The sequence below is a fragment of the Microbacterium sp. 4R-513 genome, from assembly GCF_011046485.1.
Classification (GTDB): domain Bacteria; phylum Actinomycetota; class Actinomycetes; order Actinomycetales; family Microbacteriaceae; genus Microbacterium.
Genome location: NZ_CP049256.1, coordinates 16,071 through 35,626 on the forward strand (window position 1 = coordinate 16,071; position 19,556 = coordinate 35,626).

The 19,556-nt window shown below is 69.3% G+C and carries 16 protein-coding genes and 4 pseudogenes; 1 reads left to right on the forward strand and 19 read right to left on the reverse strand.

Features of this window, described 5'->3' with window-relative positions; all coding sequences use genetic code 11:
* Positions 1-8: 8 nt before the first annotated feature.
* The 9 genes and pseudogenes from G5T42_RS17525 to G5T42_RS00105 all read right to left on the reverse strand — a co-directional run.
* Positions 9-344 (reverse strand): annotated as a pseudogene (locus G5T42_RS17525) (acyltransferase); the annotation flags it as partial.
* 95 nt (positions 345-439) lie between these two features.
* On the reverse strand, positions 440-1,363 hold the full coding sequence (gene argF / locus G5T42_RS00070) for an ornithine carbamoyltransferase (RefSeq protein ID WP_165123803.1): 924 nt from the start codon (positions 1,361-1,363) through the stop codon (positions 440-442).
* Complete coding sequence (locus G5T42_RS00075) at positions 1,360-2,580, reverse strand: acetylornithine transaminase (protein ID WP_165123806.1); 1,221 nt, start codon at positions 2,578-2,580, stop codon at positions 1,360-1,362. The genes argF and G5T42_RS00075 overlap by 4 nt, the downstream gene beginning before the upstream one ends.
* Positions 2,577-3,479 carry an acetylglutamate kinase gene (argB, locus tag G5T42_RS00080; protein WP_165123809.1) on the reverse strand — a complete coding sequence of 301 codons (903 nt, stop codon included), beginning with the start codon at positions 3,477-3,479 and terminating at the stop codon, positions 2,577-2,579. The genes G5T42_RS00075 and argB overlap by 4 nt, the downstream gene beginning before the upstream one ends.
* Positions 3,476-4,635: pseudogene (gene argJ / locus G5T42_RS00085) on the reverse strand (bifunctional glutamate N-acetyltransferase/amino-acid acetyltransferase ArgJ). The gene argB and the pseudogene argJ overlap by 4 nt, the downstream one beginning before the upstream one ends.
* Positions 4,632-5,765: an NAGSA dehydrogenase family protein gene (locus G5T42_RS00090; protein WP_165123812.1), complete on the reverse strand. Its 1,134-nt coding sequence runs from the start codon at positions 5,763-5,765 to the stop codon at positions 4,632-4,634. Before G5T42_RS00090 ends, argJ begins: the two are co-directional and overlap by 4 nt.
* 243 nt (positions 5,766-6,008) lie before the next feature.
* Positions 6,009-6,986, reverse strand: coding sequence for an NAD-dependent epimerase/dehydratase family protein (locus tag G5T42_RS00095; RefSeq protein ID WP_165123815.1), 978 nt, complete (start codon positions 6,984-6,986; stop codon positions 6,009-6,011).
* Positions 6,983-7,732, reverse strand: a complete 750-nt coding sequence (locus tag G5T42_RS00100; RefSeq protein ID WP_241245891.1) for a dienelactone hydrolase family protein — start codon at positions 7,730-7,732, stop codon at positions 6,983-6,985. The genes G5T42_RS00095 and G5T42_RS00100 overlap by 4 nt, the downstream gene beginning before the upstream one ends.
* 272 nt (positions 7,733-8,004) lie before the next feature.
* A complete protein-coding gene (locus G5T42_RS00105) occupies positions 8,005-8,319 on the reverse strand; it encodes a GIY-YIG nuclease family protein (RefSeq protein ID WP_165123818.1) in 315 nt (104 codons plus the stop codon).
* 399 nt (positions 8,320-8,718) lie between these two features.
* Between G5T42_RS00105 and G5T42_RS00110 the strand changes: the two are divergent.
* A pseudogene (locus G5T42_RS00110) lies at positions 8,719-9,683 on the forward strand (IS481 family transposase).
* A 184-nt stretch (positions 9,684-9,867) separates the two neighbouring features.
* On the opposite strand, the gene pheT reads toward G5T42_RS00110, so the two are convergent.
* From pheT to infC, 10 genes and pseudogenes are all read right to left on the reverse strand, one after another.
* A complete protein-coding gene (pheT, locus tag G5T42_RS00115; RefSeq protein WP_165123821.1) occupies positions 9,868-12,399 on the reverse strand; it encodes a phenylalanine--tRNA ligase subunit beta in 2,532 nt (843 codons plus the stop codon).
* Complete coding sequence (gene pheS, locus G5T42_RS00120) at positions 12,399-13,439, reverse strand: phenylalanine--tRNA ligase subunit alpha (protein ID WP_165123824.1); 1,041 nt, start codon at positions 13,437-13,439, stop codon at positions 12,399-12,401. Before pheS ends, pheT begins: the two co-directional genes overlap by 1 nt.
* Positions 13,440-13,486: 47 nt before the next feature.
* A complete protein-coding gene (locus G5T42_RS00125; RefSeq protein WP_165123827.1) occupies positions 13,487-14,422 on the reverse strand; it encodes an amino acid ABC transporter permease in 936 nt (311 codons plus the stop codon).
* The gene (locus tag G5T42_RS00130) at positions 14,419-15,066 is read right to left on the reverse strand and encodes an amino acid ABC transporter permease (RefSeq protein ID WP_165123830.1); all 648 of its coding nucleotides are present in this window, start codon (positions 15,064-15,066) and stop codon (positions 14,419-14,421) included. Before G5T42_RS00130 ends, G5T42_RS00125 begins: the two co-directional genes overlap by 4 nt.
* A 76-nt stretch (positions 15,067-15,142) precedes the next feature.
* Positions 15,143-16,060 (reverse strand): glutamate ABC transporter substrate-binding protein, encoded by a 918-nt coding sequence (locus tag G5T42_RS00135; RefSeq protein ID WP_165123833.1) that lies wholly within the window; start codon positions 16,058-16,060, stop codon positions 15,143-15,145.
* Positions 16,061-16,187: 127 nt separating this feature from the next.
* A pseudogene (locus G5T42_RS00140) lies at positions 16,188-16,980 on the reverse strand (amino acid ABC transporter ATP-binding protein).
* Between the two features lie 81 nt (positions 16,981-17,061).
* Positions 17,062-17,868, reverse strand: coding sequence for an RNA methyltransferase (locus G5T42_RS00145; protein WP_165123836.1), 807 nt, complete (start codon positions 17,866-17,868; stop codon positions 17,062-17,064).
* Positions 17,869-17,991: 123 nt separating this feature from the next.
* On the reverse strand, positions 17,992-18,375 hold the full coding sequence (rplT, locus tag G5T42_RS00150) for a 50S ribosomal protein L20 (protein ID WP_165123839.1): 384 nt from the start codon (positions 18,373-18,375) through the stop codon (positions 17,992-17,994).
* 29 nt (positions 18,376-18,404) lie between these two features.
* Entirely contained in the window at positions 18,405-18,599 is a 195-nt protein-coding gene (gene rpmI, locus G5T42_RS00155; protein ID WP_133545519.1) for a 50S ribosomal protein L35, read from the reverse strand.
* A gap of 71 nt (positions 18,600-18,670) precedes the next feature.
* Positions 18,671-19,366, reverse strand: a complete 696-nt coding sequence (gene infC, locus G5T42_RS00160) for a translation initiation factor IF-3 (protein ID WP_165123842.1) — start codon at positions 19,364-19,366, stop codon at positions 18,671-18,673.
* Positions 19,367-19,556: the final 190 nt, after the last annotated feature.

Consider the following 19,556-nt stretch of genomic DNA (forward strand, 5'->3'; position numbering starts at 1 on the left):
AGCACTGCGGCCGCAGTGAAGAGCGCGCGGGCCGACAGCCGCGTGAAGGCGATCGCCACCAAGAACAGCACGGCGTACGCCGGGAGGATGACGTACACCGGGACTCCGGTCGCGATCAGCAGGATGCCGATGATCCAGAGCAGCATCGCACGCACGACGAGCCGCCATCGCGCCGTGCGCATCGCCCTACCTTCGAGCGGCGCGACGCCGCCGGTGACAAGACCGATGGACACGCCCGCGAGGGTCGCGAACAGTATCGAGGAACGCCCGTCGACGACCGCCAGGTAGGTCGACGGATCCCGCCACGCGAGGTCGGGGTACTCGACGAGGTGGGCCGTCAGCATCCCGACGATGGCGAGTCCGCGTGCGAGGTCGATCCCCGTGACACGTGGCGCGCGGTTCAGCCGCTCCCACCGGGAGCGGAGCCAGGAGGAGCCGGTCAGTCCTGCCGGAGCAGCCACACCAGCAGAGCCTTCTGCGCGTGGAGCCGGTTCTCGGCCTCGTCCCACACGACGCTCTGCGGGCCGTCGATGACCTCGGCATCCACTTCGTACCCGCGGTCGGCCGGCAGGCAGTGGATGAAGATGGCGTCCGGCTTCGCGAGGCCCATGAGCTCCTGCGTCACCTTGTAGCCGCCGAGGTCGCGAAGGCGCGCGAGCTTCTCCTCCTCCTTGCCCATCGACACCCACGTGTCGGTCACGATGACGTCGGCACCGGCGGCCGCCTCGTTGGGGTCGGTGTACAGGGTGACCGATGCGCCGGTCTCGGCGGCGCGACGGTCGGCATCGGCCACGACGTCGTCGCGCGGCGCGTAGTCCTCGGGCGACGCGACGCGGACATGCATGCCCGCCGTCACGCAGGCGAGCATGTACGAGTGGGCCATGTTCGAGCGGCCGTCGCCGAAGAAGGCGAGGGTCAGGCCCTTCAGCTCTCCCTTGTGCTCCTTGATCGTGAGCAGGTCGGCGAGCAGCTGGCACGGGTGGAAGTCGTCGCTCAGGGCGTTGACCACCGGCACCCGCGTCCCGGCCGCCATCTCCTCGAGCCCGGCCTGTGCGTAGGTGCGCCACACGATCGCGGCGACCTGGCGCTCGAGGACGCGGGCCGTGTCGCTCGGCGTCTCCTTGCCTCCGAGCTGGCTGTTCGCCGTCGAGATGATGAGCGGCGATCCGCCGAGGTCGGCGATGCCGACGGCGAACGAGACGCGTGTGCGCGTCGACGACTTGTCGAAGATCACCGCCACCGTCTGCGGACCCTCGAGCGGCTTCAGCTTCCAGCGGTCCTTCTTCAGCGCGATCGCGAGGTCGAGGATCTCGTCCTGCTCGGCCTGGGACAGGTCGTCGTCCCGCAGCAGGTGACGGGTCATGCCGAGACCTCCGAGTCGTCGAGGACGAGCGCATCGGCGACCGTCGCCAGGGAAGCCGCGAAGAGCTCCGCGAACTCGTCGATCTCGACGTCGCCGATGTTGAGGGCCGGTGCGAGGCGGATCGTCTCGTCGTTGGCCGCGTTGATGACGAGCCCGTGCCCCATCGCTGCGGCGACGACGGCTTTCGCCACGGGATGCTTCAGCGCGATGCCGATGAGCAGGCCTTTGCCGCGGCATCCGTCGACGAGCGGGGATCCGATCGCCTCGATCGCCGCGCGGAGCTGCGTGCCGCGCTCGGCCGCGTTCGCGACCAGGCCGGCGCGCTCGATCTCGCCGAGGACAGCGCCGGCCACAGCGGTGCCGAGCGCGTTGCCGCCGAAGGTCGAGCCGTGCGTGCCGGGGTAGAAGAGCTCGCTCGCCGCCTCGAACGTGATGAGGGCGCCGATCGGGAACCCGCCGCCGATGCCCTTCGCGACGGTGATCGCGTCGGGTGTGATGCCCTCGTGCTGGAAGGCGAACCACTCCCCCGTGCGCCCAGCGCCGGTCTGGATCTCGTCGATGATGAGGAGCGCGCCGTGGCGCTCGGTCAGCTCGCGCGCGGCGCGGAGGTACCCCTCGGGCAGCTCGATGACGCCGGCCTCGCCCTTGATCGGCTCGACGAAGAGCGCGGCGACGCGGTCGTCCATCGCCGCTTCGAGTGCCTCGACCGTCGAGTCGAGGAACTCGACGCCGCCGACCATGGGCTGGAACGGCTCCTGCATCCACGGCTTGCCGGTGAGGGCGAGCGTGCCCATCGTGCGGCCGTGGAAGGCATCCTTCAGGGAAAGGATGCGCGGCCGCTCGGCACCGCCGTGCAGCCGCGCGAGCTTGAACGCGGCCTCGTTGGCCTCGGCTCCGGAATTGCCGAAGTACACCCGGCCGGAGGGGCCCGTGCCCGCGAGGCGCTTGAGCTGCGCCGCCAGGTCGAGCTGCGGCTGCGTCGCGAAGTAGTTCGAGACGTGCGCCAGCGTCGCCGCTTGGGCGGCGATCGCCTCGACGAAGACGGGGTGCGCGTGACCGAGCGAGTTCACCGCGATCCCCGCGAGGAAGTCGAGGTAGCGTCGGCCGTCACCATCCCATAGATAGGCGCCCTCGCCGCGCGTGAAGAGCGCCATCCGGTCGCCGAAGCTGCGCACGAGGTCGCGCCCCGCGTCGTCCTGCCACGTCGTCGTCGTCATCCGACCACCACCTCCGTTCCGATTCCCTTGTTCGTGAAGATCTCGACGAGCACCGAGTGCGGCACGCGTCCGTCGATGATCGCCGCCGTGTCGACGCCGCCCTCGACCGCATCGAGGCATGCCTGCATCTTCGGGATCATGCCCGACTCGAGCGACGGGAGGATCTCGCGCAGCTCGGTCGACGTCAGGTGCGCGACCAGCGAGTCGCGGTTCGGCCAGTCGGCATAGAGCCCTGGGACGTCGGTGAGCACGACGAGCTTGGCGGCGCCGAGCGCTGTCGCGAGGGCGGCGGCCGCGGCATCCGCATTCACGTTCAGCGAGTGCCCGGGATTGTCGAGATCGGGAGCGATGCTCGAGACGACGGGGATGCGGCCCGCGGCCAGCTGATCGAGCACCGGCTGCGGATCCACCTCGACGACGTCGCCGACGCGGCCGAGGTCGTGCTCGATCCCGTCCACCGTGACACCGCGGCGGCGGCCGCCGAAGAGGCCGGCGTCCTCGCCGGAGAGCCCTGCCGCGAGGGGGCCGTGGGCGTTGATCTTCGCGACGAGCTGCGGGTTGATCTGCCCGGTCAGCACCATCCGGACGACAGAGATGGCCTCTGTCGAGGTGACGCGGTAGCCGCCCTTGAACTCGCTCGGGATCGCGAGCCGATCGAGCATCGATGAGATCTGGGGTCCGCCCCCGTGCACGACGACCGGTTTGATGCCGACGTACCGGAGATACGCGATGTCGGCGGCGAAGGCATCCTGCAGCTCTTCGGACACCATGGCGTTGCCGCCGTACTTGATGACGATGATCTGGTCGCTGAAGCGCTGCAGCCAGGGCAGCGATTCGATGAGCGTCGCCGCCTTCGCGCTCGCCTCGTCGGGGTCGGTCTCTTGGAGCTTCTCGGTCATGTCGCGTACGCGCTGTTCTCGTGGACGTAATCGTGCGTCAGGTCGTTGGTGAGGATCGTCGCGGTCGCCTCGCCGACCTTGAGGTCGATGACGAGGCTCGTGGCGCGGGGGGGTGAGGTCGACCGCCTCGCGCGGCTGGTCGGGACCGCCCGCCGAGCACACGCGGACGCCGTTCATCCAGACGTCCACGTCGTAGGGGTCGAAGGGCGCCTCGGTCGTACCGATCGCCGCGAGCACGCGACCCCAGTTCGGGTCGTTGCCGAAGACGGCCGCCTTGAAGAGGTTGTTGCGGGCGACCGAGCGGCCGACCTCGACGGCATCCTCTTCGGACGCCGCGTGCACGACCTCGATCGTGATCTCGTGGCTCGCGCCCTCGGCATCCCCCTGGAGCTGTCGGGCGAGGTCGGTGCAGACCTCGGCGAGCGCGGACCGGAACTCGTCGGCGTCGGGCGTGACGCCGGATGCCCCGCTCACGAGGAGCGAGACCTGGTCGTTCGTCGACATGCAGCCGTCGGAGTCCAGGCGGTCGAAGCTCACCCGGGTCGCGGCGCGCAGGTGCGCGTCGGCCTCTTCGGCGGTGAGGACGGCGTCGGTCGTGAGGACCACGAGCATCGTCGCGAGGCCGGGTGCCAGCATCCCGGCACCCTTCGCCATGCCGCCGATCGTCCAGCCGTCGCCGGTGCGGACGGCGCGCTTCGGGCGCGAGTCGGTCGTCATGATGGCTTCGGATGCCGCGTCCCCGCCGTCGGCGCTCAGCTGCGCGACCCCCCCGCTCGGTGCCTTCGAGCACCTTCCCGCGGAAGGTCTCGTCGCCCGTGCCGATGAGGCCGGTCGAGCAGACGAGGATGTCGCCCGCGCTCGCGCCCAGCAGCTCAGCGGCCCTCTCGGCGGTCTGGTGCGTCGTCTGGAAGCCGAAGGAGCCCGTGAAGCAGTTGGCACCGCCCGAGTTCAGGACGATCGCCTCGACCGTGCCGTCCTGGACGACCTGCTGGGACCACAGGATGGGATTGGCCTTGGCGCGGTTGCTCGTGAAGACGGCGGCGCCCACCTTGAGCGGTCCGCGGTTGACGACGACGGCGACATCCGGCTTGCCCGTCGACTTCAGTCCGACCGCGACTCCCGCGGCCTCGAATCCCTGCGGCGCGGTGACGGTCATGGGGCCACTCCGTTGATGCTGAGGCCGCGGTCCTCGGGCAGGCCGAGGGCGAGGTTCATGGATTGGACGGCGGCGCCCGCCGTGCCCTTGACGAGGTTGTCGACGGCCGCGACGACGGTCACGCGGTTCGCGTCGCGGTCGATCGCCAGTCCGAGGAGGGCGGTGTTGGCGCCGATCACGTCGGCCGTGCGCGGGAACTCGCCGGCGGGCAGGAGCTGCACGAAGGTCTCATCGCCGTACGCGGACTCCCATGCATCGCGGATCTCGTCGTCGGTCGCACCGGGCGCGATCGGCGCCGTGGACGTCGCGAGGATGCCGCGCGCCATCGGGACGAGCACAGGAGTGAACGAGATGCGGATGCCGCTGCCTCCGTCGCGAACCTCGGAGTTCTGCGCGGAGTTCGGAGATTCTGCGCCGATCGGTCCGGAGTTCGCGCCGGGGTCCGAGGTTCGTGCGGCCGCCGCGGCGGCGAGCGCCTGCCGGATCTCGGGGATGTGCCGGTGGGAGCCACCGACGGCGTACGGATTGGCGGTGCCGAGGATCTCGCTCGCGAGGAGGTTGGTCTTGAGGCTCTTGCCCGCGCCGGACGGGCCGACGGCGAGGACCGTCACGATGTCCGACGGGTCGATGACGCCGGCCGCGACCCCGGGGGCGAGGCTGAGACTGACGGTGCTCGCATTGCAGCCCGGCGCGGCGATGCGCGTCGCGCCGACGAGGTTCGTGCGCTGCTTGCCACCGGCGACCGGGAGCTCCGGCACGCCGTAGGCCCACGGCTCGTGGAACGTGCCGCCGTAGAAGCGGTCCCAGTCGGCCGACGAGGTGAGGCGGTGGTCGGCGCCGGCGTCGATGACGAGTGCGGCGTCGGCCAAGGCATCCGTGTACTGCCCCGACTGCCCGTGCGGAAGCGCGAGGAAGACGATGTCGTGGCCCGCGAGCACCTCGGGCTTCGTGTCGTCGAGCGTGAGGTGCGCGAGCGAGCGAAGGTGCGGCTGATGCTGGATGAGAGGCTGCCCGGCGTTCGAGTGCGCCGTGACGGTGCGGATCTCGACGTCGGGATGTGCGGCGAGGATCCGGAGGATCTCGCCGCCCGCATAGCCGGATGCGCCGGAGACGGCGACCGAATATGTCATGGATTCCACCTTAAGGTCTGGGCGCGCGGACGAAGTTCAGCCGAGTCCCGTATGACGGGATCGGGCGAGGCGGCGACACCCACCGGGCCCAGAGCAGGGCCGCGCGCGGGGTCGCCTAGAGTCGGCGTCCGCCCTGACGTCGGCGCGCGGGAACGACGCTCGGAACGAGCGTCTGGAGACCCGGGGCTGCCGAAGGCATGCCGCGACGATAGCGGCCGGGCCGAGGCATCCGCAAATCGGGCGTCATGCGAGTTCGGCGAGGAGCGCCTGCTCCTCCTCTCGAGTGAGGCCCGATCGGCGCTCGCGGTCGAGGCCGCGCTCGCGCTCGTCGGCGAGGGTGTCACGGAGTGTGTCGGCGAGGGGGCGGAAGCGTCCGCCCGCGCTGCGGTAGATGTCGTTCCTGCGCGTCGAGAAGCCGCGCATGTCGGCGGGGAGCCAGAGGGGGAGCGACCGCGGGCCCATCCAGTACTGCACGTCGTGCGACTGAAGCCAGTCGTCGTCGGCGGCCATGAGGACGCCGGTGTGACCCGCCGCCCGGCGCGCCTCTTCGAGGAGGTCGGCGAAGGGGATCGGGTCGCCGATGGCGTTCGCGACGCCCGTCCAGCGCTTCTCGCCCACCTCGACGAGGAACGCGGCGAGATCGCGGACGTCGATGATCTGCGCGCTGCTCCCCTGCGTCTGCGGCGTGAGCACGGGTCCGTCGCCTGCCGCGGCGAATCGTGCGACCCAGTATCCGAACCGGTCGGAGGGGTCACCGGGGCCGACGATGAGTCCCGGTCGAACGATCGCGGCGCGGTCCGAGAGCGCTGCGCGGACGGATGCCTCGGCCGCGACCTTCGCGCGGCCGTAGTCGTAGTCATCACCTGCTTCCGCGGGCGCGAGCAGGGGCGCGGACTCGTCCGCACCCTCGACGTCGCTGTCGGCATAGACGGAGAGGGTCGAAACGTAGGTCCAGTGTGCGGCGCGATCGGCGAGCGCCGCGACAGCGGATGCCACGAACCCGGCGTCGGACGAGATGTCGACGACCTCGTCCCAGTCCTGGCCGGCGACATCGCGGTAGGCGTGGGCTTCGGCGCGGTCGGCCTCGACGAGCGTCGCACCCGCGGGGGCGGGGCGTCCACCCCGGGCGAGGCACGTGACGTCGGCGCCCTCGGCGAGCCATCCGCGCGCGACGTGGCCGCTCAGCCAGCCCGTGCCGCCGAGGATGAGGACCGAGGTCACTCGTTCACCACCTTGTCGTCGAGGAAGGCGAGCACCCGAGCCCAGGCTTCCATCGCGTGCGCGGGGCTGTAGCGGCTGCCCGTGTCGTTGAAGAACGCGTGCTGGGCGCCGGGGTAGACGACCGCTTCGAAGTCGACGCCCGCGTCGGCCATCGCCTGGCGCACGCCGGGCAGCGCATCCATGAGCGTCGGATCCTGCTCGCCGTAGAGGGCGAGGACGGATGCCTTGATCTGCGCGATCCGGTCGGGGCTCGGGGCCGTGCCGTAGAACGGAACGGCGGCGAGGAGACGCTCGTCGGACGCGGCGAGCGCGAAGGCATAGGTGCCGCCGAAGCAGAAGCCCGTGACGGCCACGCGGCCGTCGACATCGGGCTGATGCTCGAGCCAGTCGACGACCGTGCGCAGGGCCGGGATCGCCCACCCGGCGTATCCCGGGGCGCGCATCTCGGACATCGCGTCGCGCAGGCGCGGCTGCGCAGCGGTGCGCACCGCCTCGTCGGGGCTGTTGACGAGGTCGAAGAGCTCCGAGCCGAGCTCCGGACCTACGCCGGCCTTGCTGAGGATGTCGGGAGCCGCGACGAGCCAGCCCTCACCGGCGAACCGGTCGGCGACGTCGCGGATGTGGTCGACGAGGCCCCAGATCTCGTGGATCACGACGAGCCCGCCGAGCGGCGTCCCCTCGGGTCTGGCGACATACACCTCGAACTCGGTGCCGTCGGGTGCTCTCAGCTCGATCGACTCTGACACGGCTCTCCTCCGCTCGGGGTTCCCAACCTACGCCCGCCGCGCGCGCCCGGGGACGAGACGGAGGCGGCGGTTCCCGAGCCTGTCGAGGCCCCGTGCGCCTCCCCCGACCCCGGTCCCCGAGCTTGTCGAGGGGTCGCACGCTTCCTCGCTTCCGGTCCCCGAGCTTGTCGAGGGGTCGCACGCTTCCTCGCTTCCGGTCCCCGAGCTTGTCGAGGGGTCGAACGCTTCCTCGCTTCCGGTCCCCGAGCTTGTCGAGGGGTCGAACGCTGGACCTACGAGTGTCGCCTCCGCACCGACGCATCACCCCGCGAACGAGAAAGACCGCGAAGGTCGTCGATCCGCCCGTCCATCAGCGCCTCCTTCTTCGCCCGGCTCCACCCGTGGAGCTGCCGCTCACGCACGAATGCGTCTTGGATGCGGTCGAACTGCTCGGAGTACACGAGCACGACGGGGCGGCGCTTGATCGTGTAGCGGGCAGACATGTCTTCGTCGTTGTTGTGCTCCCACACGCGGGCTTCGAGTTCTTTATCCGTGGAACCGAAGTAATAGCTGCCATCACTGCATCGAAGGATGTAGACACTCGCCATCCGACGAGAGTTGCCCACCGATGCGGATGGGAGACGGCCCGGCGACCGATGGAGGCAGTGATTCTCGCGGCCGCGGGATGGGGAGGAGCGGCGGGCTGAGGCGTCCGGTGTTCGACCCTTCGACAAGCTCAGGGACCGGGAAGGCGGAAGGCGTGCGACCCTTCGACAAGCTCAGGGACCGGGAAGGGCGGACGACCCTTCGACACGCTCAGGGACCGGGAAGGGCGGACGACCCTTCGAAACGTTCAGGGAACGGAAAGGGGTGCGACCCTTCGACAAGCTCAGGGACCGGCTAGGTGTACCTGGCCATGAGGTTGGTGGCTTCGGTGCTCTTGTGAACGGTGAGGACCTCCGGGCTTAGTGGAGATGTCTGAAGTCTCTACTGACCGGAGGTCCTCGATGTCCCACGCTAATGCCCGCCTGACCGTGCGGGGCAGGCTGTTGATCGTTGAACGTGCCCGCGATGGGTGGAAGCAAGCGCATATCGCCGCTGCGATGGGCGTGTCCCGCCGTTGTGTGAAGCGGTGGATCGACCGCTACCGGGCTGAGGGCGAGGCCGGGTTGCACGACCGGTCCTCGCGCCCCACCACATCGCGAACCGCACCCCAGATACGAAGGCCGCGGCGGTGGTCATCCTGCGCAAGAAGGAGCGGCTCGGTCGTGACGAGCTCGCCGCGCGCACCGGGGTGCCGGCCCGGACGGTGTCGCGGATCATCGCCCGGGCGGGCCTGCCACGGCTGGCCGATCTGGATCCGATGACCGGGGAACGGATCCGCGCGTCCAAGACCACCGCGGTCCGTTACGAGCGTGAGCGGCCGGGCGAACTGGTCCACATGGACGTGAAGAAGCTCGGGCGGATTCCCAGCGGCGGCGGCTGGAAGGCGCTCGGCCGCGGCGTCGGAGATAACCGTGATCGCCGGCACGGAACCGGCTACGACTACGTCCACTCGGTCGTCGATGACCATTCCCGACTGGCCTACTCCGAAGTTCTGCCCGACGAGAAGGGACCCACCTGCGCCGCGTTTCTGGAACGCGCGGTCGGATATTTCGCCGCGCATGGCATCGCTCGTATCGAGCGGCTAATCACCGACAACGCCTGGGCATACCGGTACTCATTGCGTGAGGTCTGCGCGGCTCACCACATCCGACAGAAGTTCATCAAGCCTCACTGCCCCTGGCAGAACGGCAAGGTCGAGAGGTTCAATCGCACGCTGCAAACCGAGTGGGCCTACCGACAAGCGTTCGCCTCAAACGATGCCCGCACCGCGGCCCTTGATCCCTGGCTCGAGCACTACAACACTGGACGACGCCACTCAGCCCTCGGAGGTCAGCCCCCGATCAGCCGACTGACACCAACGTACTGACCCGGTACAGCTAGGCGGAAGGCGTGCGACCCTTCGACAAGCTCAGGGACCGGAAAGGGCGGACGACCCTTCGACAAGCTCAGGGACCGGAAAGGGCGGACGACCCTTCGACACGCTCAGGGACCGGAAAGGGCGGACGACCCTTCGACAAGCTCAGGGACCGGCGAGGCGAGACGGAGGCGCGCTACTCGCGGAGGGTGGCGCCGAAACGAGACCCGGCGGCGGCGACGCCGGCGAGCTTCGCCTCGGTCGCCTCGGCCGCCGTGAGCGTGCGGTCGGGGGCGCGGAAGCGGAGCGCGAACGTCAGGCTCTTCGACCCGTCGGCGAGACCCTGACCGCGGTAGTCGTCGACGAGACGCGCGGACTCGAGGAGCTCGCCCGCCCCCTCGACCAGCGCGGCGCGCACGGCGGCAGCCGGAACCTCGGCGGGAAGCACGAGCGACACGTCCTGCGTCGCAGCCGGGAACGTCGAGAGCGACCCCGCGACGACCTTCTCGCCGGCGAGCGAGAGGATGAGATCGAGGTCGAGCTCCGCGACATACACGCGGCCGGGAAGATCGGATGCCTCGGCCACCGCCGGCAGCACCTCGCCGACGTAGCCGACCTCGGTGCCCCCGACGGACAGCACGCCCGTCCGTCCGGGGTGCAGTGCCGCGCGCTCGCCCTGTGCGACGTCGATCGTCACGCCCGCAGCGACGGCGATGACGCGCACCGCGTCGAGAGCGTCCGAGAGGTCGGCCGCGACAGGCGCCTGGCCGGGCTGCTTGGCGACGACGCCGCCCGTGAGGAGCACGGCGATGTGGCGGTGCTGGGGCGGGATGGATGCGTCGAGCTCGGCGAGGGTCGCGGCATCCGGGCGCACCGCGAGGGGCGGGACGAAGGACGTGCCGTAGCGAACGCCCGGCTCAGGGAGGAAGACCGTGCCGCTCTCGAAGAGCGAGAGGTCGGTGAAGCCGCGAGACAGGTTGCGGTGCGCGACCTGCAGGAGGCCGGGCACGAGCGATCGCCGGAGGAACGGCGACTGCCCGTCGAGCGGGTTCGCGAGCTTGATCGACGGCAGGTGCTCGCCGGACGGAGAGCCGTGGAGGTCGTTGAGCTCCTCGGTCGTGAAGCCGAACGACGGCGTCTCGACGAAGCCCGCGGCAGCCAGCGCGTTCGCGACGCGGCGGCGGCCGCGCTGGGCCGGCGTCAGACCGCGGCCCGACGGCGGGAGCGGCAGCACCGACGGGATGCGGTCGTAACCCTCGATGCGGGCGACCTCCTCTGCGAGCGTCCACTTGTCGGTGAGGTCCGGGCGCCACGACGGCGGCGTGACCTGCCACGAGCCCGAAGACTCGTCGACGCGGCATCCGATCGTCTCTAGTGCGCTCACGATCTCACCGGACGTGTAATCCACGCCGATCAGTCCCTGCACGAAGCCGAAGGGAAGCTCGATCCCGCGGATCTCGAAGGTGCTCCCCAGCGCGCCGCCCGCGCGCGTGTCTGTGCCGCCGGCGTACTGCACCATGAGCTCGGCGACACGGGCCGCCGCGACGAACGGTATGGCAGGGTCGACGCCCCGCTCGAAGCGACGGGATGCCTCGCTCGGCAGCTTGTGCCGACGGGCCGTGCGCGCGATCGACACGGTGTCGAAGGTGGCGGCCTCGATCAGGACGTTGCGCGTCGAGGCGCTCATCTCGGTCGTGCCGCCGCCCATGACACCGGCGAGGCCGATGGGGCCCGAGGCATCCGTGATGAGCAGGTCTTCAGGCGACAGCGTGCGGACCTTGCCGTCGAGCGTCTCGAGCTTCTCGCCCGCCGTCGCGCGACGGACGGTGATCCCGCCCTGCAGCTTGTCGAGGTCGTAGCCGTGGATCGGCTGCCCGAGCTCGAGCATGACGTAGTTCGTGATGTCGATGAGCACGCCGAGGGACCGGATGCCGGCGAGCGTCAGGCGCGCGACCATCCAGGCGGGCGTGGGCTTGGTGGGATCGACGTCACGCACGATCCGTGCGACGAACTCCGTCGCGCCGTCGCGCCCGCGGATCGGCGCCCGGTCGTCGACCGCGACGGCGAAGGCCGTGTCGTCTGCCAGATCGACGTCCGCGTCCGCGCGCAGACCCGGGTCGCGGAAGGCCGCGCCGGTCGCGTGCGAGTACTCGCGGGCGACGCCCCGCAGCGACAGCGCATACCCGCGGTCGGGGGTCACGTTGATGTCGACCGCGACGTCGTCGAGCCCGAGGAGGGCGATGGCGTCGGTGCCCACCGGAGCGTCGATGCCGAGCTCGACGAGGCGGAGGATGCCCGAGTGCTCGTCGCCGAGCCCGAGCTCCTTGGCTGACGCGATCATGCCGTCCGAGACGTGCCCGTAGGTCTTGCGCGCCGCGATGGGGAACGGCCCTGGCAGCACCGCGCCGGGAAGCGTCACGACGACCTTGTCGCCGGGGAAGAAGTTGCGCGCGCCGCAGACGATCCCGTGGACGGCCGGGCCGCCGTCGGCGGCGGGCTCGCCGTCGGGAGCGACCCGCACCTGGCACCAGCGGATCGTCTTGCCGTTGGACTGCGGCTCCTCGACGAACTCGAGCACCTCGCCCACGACGATCGGGCCCTGGAGGTCGAAGCGGTGGACGTCCTCCTCCTCGAAGCCGACGCGCACGAGCGCCGCGAGGACGTCGTCCGCCGAGGCATCCGTCGGGACATCGACGTACTCACGCAGCCAGGAGAGCGGGACGCGCATCAGACCACCATTCCGAACTGCTCACTGAAGCGGACATCGCCCTCGGCCATGTCGCGCATGTCCTGCACGTCTGAGCGGAACATCAGCGTCCGCTCGATGCCCATGCCGAACGCGAAGCCGGAGTACTCCTCCGGGTCGATGCCGGCGGCACGGAGGACGTTCGGGTTGACCATGCCGCAGCCGCCCCACTCGATCCAGCGGGCGCCGCCCTTGAAGGTCGGGTGCCACAGGTCGAGCTCGGCGGAGGGCTCGGTGAAGGGGAAGTAGTTGGCGCGGAAGCGGGTCTTGGCCTCGGGGCCGAAGAGCACGCGCGCGGCGTGGTCGAGCGTGCCCTTGAGGTGCGCCATCGTGATGCCCTTGTCGATCACGAGTCCCTCGAACTGGGTGAAGACGGGCAGGTGCGTCGCGTCGAACTCATCGGTCCGGTACACACGGCCCGGGCACAGCACGTAGATCGGCAGGTCGCGCTCGAGCATCGACCGGACCTGCACGGGCGAGGTGTGCGTGCGCATGACGAGGTGGCGCTCGACAGGGTCTACGAAGAACGTGTCCTGCATCTGGCGGGCAGGGTGGTCCTCGTCGAAGTTCAGGGCGTCGAAGTTGAACCACTCGTGCTCGAGCTCGGGACCCTCCGCGATCTCCCAGCCCATCCCGACGAAGATGTCGGCGACCTCCTCCTGGAGGAGGGAGATGGGATGCCGCGCCCCCACGCGCGCCCGCTGGGCGAGCGCCGTGATGTCCACGCGCTCCGCTTCGAGCCGTGCGGCCGTCTCGGCCGCCGCGACCTCGGTCTCGCGGGCGGCGAGCGCCTGGTTCACACGACCCCGCGCCTGGCCGATGAGCTTGCCGAACTCCGCCTTCCGCTCCGGGGCGACATCGCGCAGACGCGCGTTGAGCTTCGCGAGCGGCGAGCCGTCGGCGCTGTGCGCGCTGCGGGCCGCCTTCAGGTCGGCCGTCGTGGCGGCGTCGGCGATCGCGGCCAGGGCCGCCGCGACCGCGTCTTCCACCGCCTCGGGCGTGATCTCGAGTACGTCAGACACGAGGGTCGAGTCTACCGGCGGGCGGATGCCCCTCCCGGACGCCGGGGCTACGAGCCCCCGGCGTCGCGTTCGATGACGTTGAGCTCCTGCTGAGCCGCGATGAGCTCCGTGTCGGTCGTCGGCGCGTTGCCGATTCCCGGTCCGATCCCCGCCCCGGCGACCGCGACGGTCCGCGGGGAGCTGCGCAGACGCTTCTCGACGACGTACGCCGTGTACGAGAGCGCGAGACACAGCACGACGTAGATCGCACCGGCGACGAGCGCCGCGGGGATGAGCGGCGAGCCCAGCGGGGCGTTCGAGCCCAGCGTGCGGGCGAAGTAGAGCAGCTCGGGGTACGTGATGATGAACCCGAGCGCCGTGTCCTTCAAACACACGACGAGCTGCGAGATGATGACCGGCAGCATCGCGCGGATCGCCTGCGGCAGGAGGATCAACCGGAGGACCCCCGACTTGCGGAGCCCGATCGCGAAGCCGGCCTCGCGCTGTCCCCGTGGCAGCGACTCGACGCCCGCCCGGATGACCTCCGCCAGCACCGATCCGTTGTAGGCGACGAGCGCGATGACGACCGCCCAGTACGACGGCATCTTGATGCCGATGACGGGGAGGCCGTAGTACAGCAGGATCATGAAGACGAGCACGGGGATGGCTCGGAAGACCTCGATGACGGCCGTGACCGGCACGCGTACCCAGGCGTGATCCGACAGCCGTCCGATCGCGAGCAGGAAGCCCAGCACGATCGACCCCACCGCCGCGACGGCGAAGGCCGCCAGAGTCCTCAGTGTCGCGAGACCGAACTGCTCCCAGATGCGCGTGAAGGTGAAGGCGTACCACTTCTCGGCGCTGAACTGACCCGTCACCCAGAAGCGATAGATGACGAATCCGAGGATCGCCAGGACGACCAGGATCGTGACCGCGCCGATGATGCGGTTGCGGACGACGGCCCGCGGACCCGGCACGTCGTAGAGGACGGAGCTCGTGCTCATCGTGCGATCCTCCACTTCCGCTCGAAGAGGCGCTGAACCCACGCGAGCAGGAACACCATGATCACGAAGATCAGCATCACGAGCAGGATCGTCACGAGCTGGTTCTCGCCCTTCTCGCTCATGTCGGCACGGATGTTGCCGAGGTTGACGACCGCGAAGCCCGCTGCGACCGTCGTGTTCTTGAGGAGCGCGATGAACACGCTCATCATCGGCGGGATGACCGAGCGCGCCGCCTGCGGCAGCACGACGAGCGACATCACCTGTCCGAACGTCAAGCCGAGCGCGCGAGCGGCCTCGGCCTGGCCGACGGGGACCGTGTTGACGCCCGACCGGATCGTCTCGGCGACGTAGGTCGCGGTGTAGATCCCGAGCGCCCACACCGCCAGAACGAGGAAATTCGCGCGACCGGGCAGCAGGAGCGGCACGCAGAACGCGAAGAAGAACATCACGAGGGTGAGCGGCGTGTTGCGGATCCAGTTCACGTACACGGCGCCGACCGTGCGGGCGATCGGGACGGGCGACACGCGCATGGCGCCCACGATGACCCCGAGGATCAGAGCGATGACACCGCCCCCGACGAAGAGCACGAGCGTGCCCCACAGCGCCCCGAGCCATATGTCGGGATAGTCGATGATCTGATTCACCGCGGCATCCGCCTCCTCACGTGTCCATCGGGTGAGGAAGGTGGCGCCCGCCCGCGGCGGGCGCCACCTTCATCGATCAGCTGTCGGCGTCGTCGGGCTGCGGCTGCTCGCCCGTCACACCGGCCGAGCCGAGGTTCTTGTCGAAGATCGCCTGCCAGATGTCGCCGCCGTCGGTGAACATCTTGTTGATGAACTCCTGCAGCGCGGTGTCGCCCTTCGCGATGCCCACGCCGTAGCGCTCCTCGCTGAAGACGTCGCCGACGACCTTGAGGTTGTCGGGGTCCTGCGCGGCGTAGCCGATGAGGATCGCCTCATCCGTCGTCACCGCGTCGACCTGGCCGCTCTTGAGCTGCTCGACGCACTGCGAGTACGTGTCGAACTCGGTCGTCTTGGCGTCGGGGTACTCGTCCTTGATCCGCTGGATCGAGGTCGAGCCGGTCGCCGAGCAGACATTCTTGCCCGCGAGGTCGTCCGGCCCCGCGATGTCGTCGTTGTCGGCGGCGACGAGCAGGCCCTGACCTGTGATGAAGTACGGCCCGGCGAAGGAGATCTGCTCCTTGCGCTTGTCGGTGATCGAGTACGTGCCGACGTAGTAGTCGATGTCGCCGTTGACGATCGCCTGCTCGCGGTTCGCGGACGGGATCGCCGTGAACTCGATCTTGTCCTCGTCGTAGCCGAGGGATGCCGCGATCCACCGGGCGATGTCGACGTCGAAGCCCGTGCGGTCACCCGTCGTCGGGTCGAGGTAGCCGAGACCCGGCTGGTCCTCCTTGACTCCGACCTTGACGCTGTCGCGCTCCTTGATCGCGTCGTACGTGGGGCTGCCCTCCAGATCCACGTTGTCGGCGACCGTGAACCACGTGCCGCTCTCCTCCGCGTCGCCCGACGACTCGGTCGTCGGGGAGCCTCCCGGCGTGCCGCTGTTGCAGGCCGTGAGAGTGAGGGCCGCCGCGGCCGCGAGGCCGAGCGCCGTGATGATCCGTGACTTTCGCATGTGGTGTTCTCCTCCGTGATTGCGCATGTTTCGTGCTGGTTCCGTATCCGACGTTCGGGTCCGTCCGGATGCATCGCTGTGTTGCTGCTCGCTGGTCCTTCCTTCGGTGCGGGGGTCACCTGCCGCTTCAGTGCGTCAGGAGCTTGGAGAGAAAGTCCTTGGCGCGCGCCGACTGGGGGGTTCGTGAAGAACTGCTCGGGCGTCGTCTCCTCGACGATCTGGCCGTCGGCCATGAAGACGACACGATCGGCCGCCTTGCGGGCGAAGCCCATCTCGTGAGTCACGACGATCATCGTCATGCCCTCCTGCGCGAGGTTCACCATGACGTCGAGGACCTCGTTGATCATCTCGGGGTCGAGGGCGCTCGTCGGCTCGTCGAACAGCATGACCTTCGGGTTCATCGCGAGGGCGCGGGCGATCGCGACACGCTGCTGCTGACCGCCGGAGAGCTGTGCGGGGAGCTTGTTCGCCTGCTGCCCGACCCCGACGCGGTCGAGCAGGACCTTCGCCTCGCGCTCGGCATCCGCCTTCTTCATCTTGCGGACCTTGATCGGCCCGAGCGTCACGTTGTCGAGGATCGTCAGGTGGGCGAAGAGGTTGAAGGACTGGAAGACCATGCCGACGTCGGCGCGCAGCTCCGCGAGGGCACGCCCCTCTTTCGGAAGCTCCTTGCCGTCGATGCTGATCGTGCCGCTCGTGATGGTCTCGAGTCGGTTGATCGTGCGGCAGAGCGTCGACTTGCCCGAGCCCGAGGGGCCGATCACGACGACGACCTCACCGCGATTGACCGTGAGGTCGATGTCTTTCAGAGCCTGGAAGTCGCCGTAATGCTTCTGCACGTCGGAGACGACCACGAGCGGGTCGCCTCTGCGCACAGTGATGTTCGACGTTTTCGGGGCATCGCCATCGAGTGTCGCCATATTGGCACCCTAGGAGTCACCTATGACGCTGTGCCAGTGGTTGCCCCGAGCTTTACCGACCTGTAACAGAGCCGGAGGGCGTCATTGCGCATTCACTGCGCGCTGCGCGAAGGCGCTCTCGTACAGGCAGACGCTGGCGGCGGTGGCGAGGTTGAGCGATTCAGCCGACCCGTAGATGGGCAGCCGCAGCGAGAGATCCGCATGCACGAGGGATGCCTCGTCGAGCCCGCGCGCCTCGTTGCCGAAGAGCCACGCCGTCGGCTCCGCGAGCAGGTCTCGATGCGAGAGGAAGTCCTTCCCGTCGACGTCGGCGGCGATGACGCGCAGGCCGGCCGCGTGCGCACGCTCGACCGTCGAGGCGAGATCGATGCCCACCGCGACGGGGAGGTGGAAGAGAGACCCCGTCGTCGCGCGGACGACTTTGGGATTGTACGGGTCGACCGTGCGGCCCGTGAGGACGACGGCGTCGGCGCCGGCGGCATCCGCAGCCCGGATGATGGTGCCGAGATTGCCCGGGTCGCGCACCTCCTCGCAGATGGCGACGAGCGTGGGCTGCGCGGCGAAGACGTCGCGCAGCGAGGTCGGCGACTGCCGCGCGACCGCCACGATGCCCTGCGGCGTCACGGTGTCGGCCATCGCATCGAGGACCGCCTCGGTCGTGAACTCGACCTCGATGCCGGCGTCGCGCGCGGCGTCGCGAATGTCGCCGTGCTTCTCCATCGCGGTCGGCGTGGCGAAGACCTCGACCAGCGTGTCGGGGCGGTACGCGAGCACTTCTCTGGCGGCTTGCGGCCCCTCGAGCAGGAAGAGGCCGGTCTCCTGCCGAGCGCTGCGCTTGACGAGCTTGGCGACGGCGCGCACGCGCGGCGAACGCGGGTTCTCGAGCACGGAATCAGCATATAGAGCCGGGGCATCCCGTTTCGGCAGGCACTCGCCCGGAGCACGCCCCGAGCACGACGAAGGGGCGCCCTCCGTGTGGAGGACGCCCCTTCGGACGACGGATGCCGCTGCTTACGCGGACTTCGGCGCGTTGACGTTCTCGGGAAGAGCGTCCTTGGCGGTCTGGACGAGCGACGCGAAGACGGCGGGCTCGTTCACGGCGAGCTCGGCGAGGATGCGACGGTCGACCTGCACGCCCGCGAGGCCGAGGCCCTGGATGAAGCGGTTGTACGTGATGCCGTTCTGGCGGCTCGCAGCGTTGATGCGCTGGATCCACAGGCGACGGAAGTCGCCCTTGCGCTTGCGACGGTCGCGGTACGCGTAGACGAGCGAGTGGGTGACCTGCTCCTTCGCCTTGCGGTACAGGCGCGAACGCTGGCCACGGTAACCCGAGGCGCGCTCGAGGATGACACGACGCTTCTTGTGGGCGTTGACGGCCCGCTTGACTCTAGCCATTTCTTCTACTTCCTAACGTGCGTCGGCGCTCAGATGCCGAGGAGCTTCTTGGCGACCTTGGCGTCACCCGGGGAGAGGATCTTGTCCGCGGACAGGCGGCGCGTGCGCTTGGTGGGCTTGCCCTCGAAGTTGTGGCGGAGGTTCGCCTGCTGCTTCTTGAGCTTGCCGGTGCCGGTCACCTTGAAACGCTTCTTGGCACCCGAGTGGGTCTTCTGCTTCGGCATCTTTCTTCCTTCGTTGTGTATCCCGCCCAGGCGGGAGCTGCGGTCCCGCCGGAGCGGGAGTCTGTGGGGCCCTATTCGGCGGTTTCCGCCTCGGGCTGGGCCGATCCCGCTTCGGGCTCGGCCGCCCCCGTCTCGGGCTCGTCCGAGGGCGCGCCGGTACGGGCGGAGCGAGCCGCCTCCTTGTTGGCGGCGCGCTGAGCGTTCTGCTCGGTCTTCACCTCGGACTTGTTCTTGTGCGGTGCGACCACCATGGTCATGTTGCGGCCGTCGATCGTGGGGTTCGACTCGACGGTGCCGAACTCCGCGACGTCCTCCGCGAACTTGCGGAGAAGGCGGACACCCTGCTCGGGACGCGACTGCTCGCGACCGCGGAACAGGATCATGGCCTTGACCTTGTCACCCGACTGAAGAAAGCCCTCGGCACGCTTGAGCTTGGTCAAGTAGTCGTGAGCCTCGATCTTCAAGCGGAAGCGGACCTCCTTGAGGACCGTGTTCGCCTGGTTGCGACGGGCCTCCTTGGCCTTCTGCGCGGCCTCGTACTTGAACTTCCCGTAGTCCATGATCTTGACGACGGGCGGCTTCGAGTTGGGTGCGACCTCGACCAGGTCGAGATCGGCCTCCTGGGCCAGACGCTGCGCAACCTCGATGCGGACGACGCCGACCTGCTCGCCGTTGGGACCGACGAGTCGGACCTCGGGCACGCGGATGCGCTCATTGGTGCGGGGATCGCTGATGCGGAACTCCTCATTCGTGCGGGTGGTGGTCACCGCGACACGGGGTGCGTCGCGGGCGGAAGAGACTCACGCCACTCGCTCGACGCTCGAGCGCCGGCTTCGTTCTCACCCTTTCCCGCCATGCTTCGCATCGCGGGCTACCCCGACGCAAGCGGACGGGGCGGAGTGCGTGGACCCGGTAGCCTGGAGCGGCAAGCGCGGGTGGGATGTGATCCTCTTTCGT

Coding starts and splice junctions, on each gene's coding strand:
- G5T42_RS00135 (WP_165123833.1), bottom strand. CDS start 16,060: ATGCGAAAGTCACGGATCATCACGGCGCTCGGCCTCGCGGCCGCGGCG.
- G5T42_RS00105 (WP_165123818.1), bottom strand. CDS start 8,319: ATGGCGAGTGTCTACATCCTTCGATGCAGTGATGGCAGCTATTACTTC.
- rpmI (WP_133545519.1), bottom strand. CDS start 18,599: ATGCCGAAGCAGAAGACCCACTCGGGTGCCAAGAAGCGTTTCAAGGTG.
- G5T42_RS00075 (WP_165123806.1), bottom strand. CDS start 2,580: ATGACGACGACGACGTGGCAGGACGACGCGGGGCGCGACCTCGTGCGC.
- pheT (WP_165123821.1), bottom strand. CDS start 12,399: ATGCGCGTCCCGCTCTCCTGGCTGCGTGAGTACGTCGATGTCCCGACG.
- G5T42_RS00125 (WP_165123827.1), bottom strand. CDS start 14,422: ATGAGCACGAGCTCCGTCCTCTACGACGTGCCGGGTCCGCGGGCCGTC.
- G5T42_RS00090 (WP_165123812.1), bottom strand. CDS start 5,765: ATGACATATTCGGTCGCCGTCTCCGGCGCATCCGGCTATGCGGGCGGC.
- argF (WP_165123803.1), bottom strand. CDS start 1,363: ATGACCCGTCACCTGCTGCGGGACGACGACCTGTCCCAGGCCGAGCAG.
- argB (WP_165123809.1), bottom strand. CDS start 3,479: ATGACCGAGAAGCTCCAAGAGACCGACCCCGACGAGGCGAGCGCGAAG.
- rplT (WP_165123839.1), bottom strand. CDS start 18,375: ATGGCTAGAGTCAAGCGGGCCGTCAACGCCCACAAGAAGCGTCGTGTC.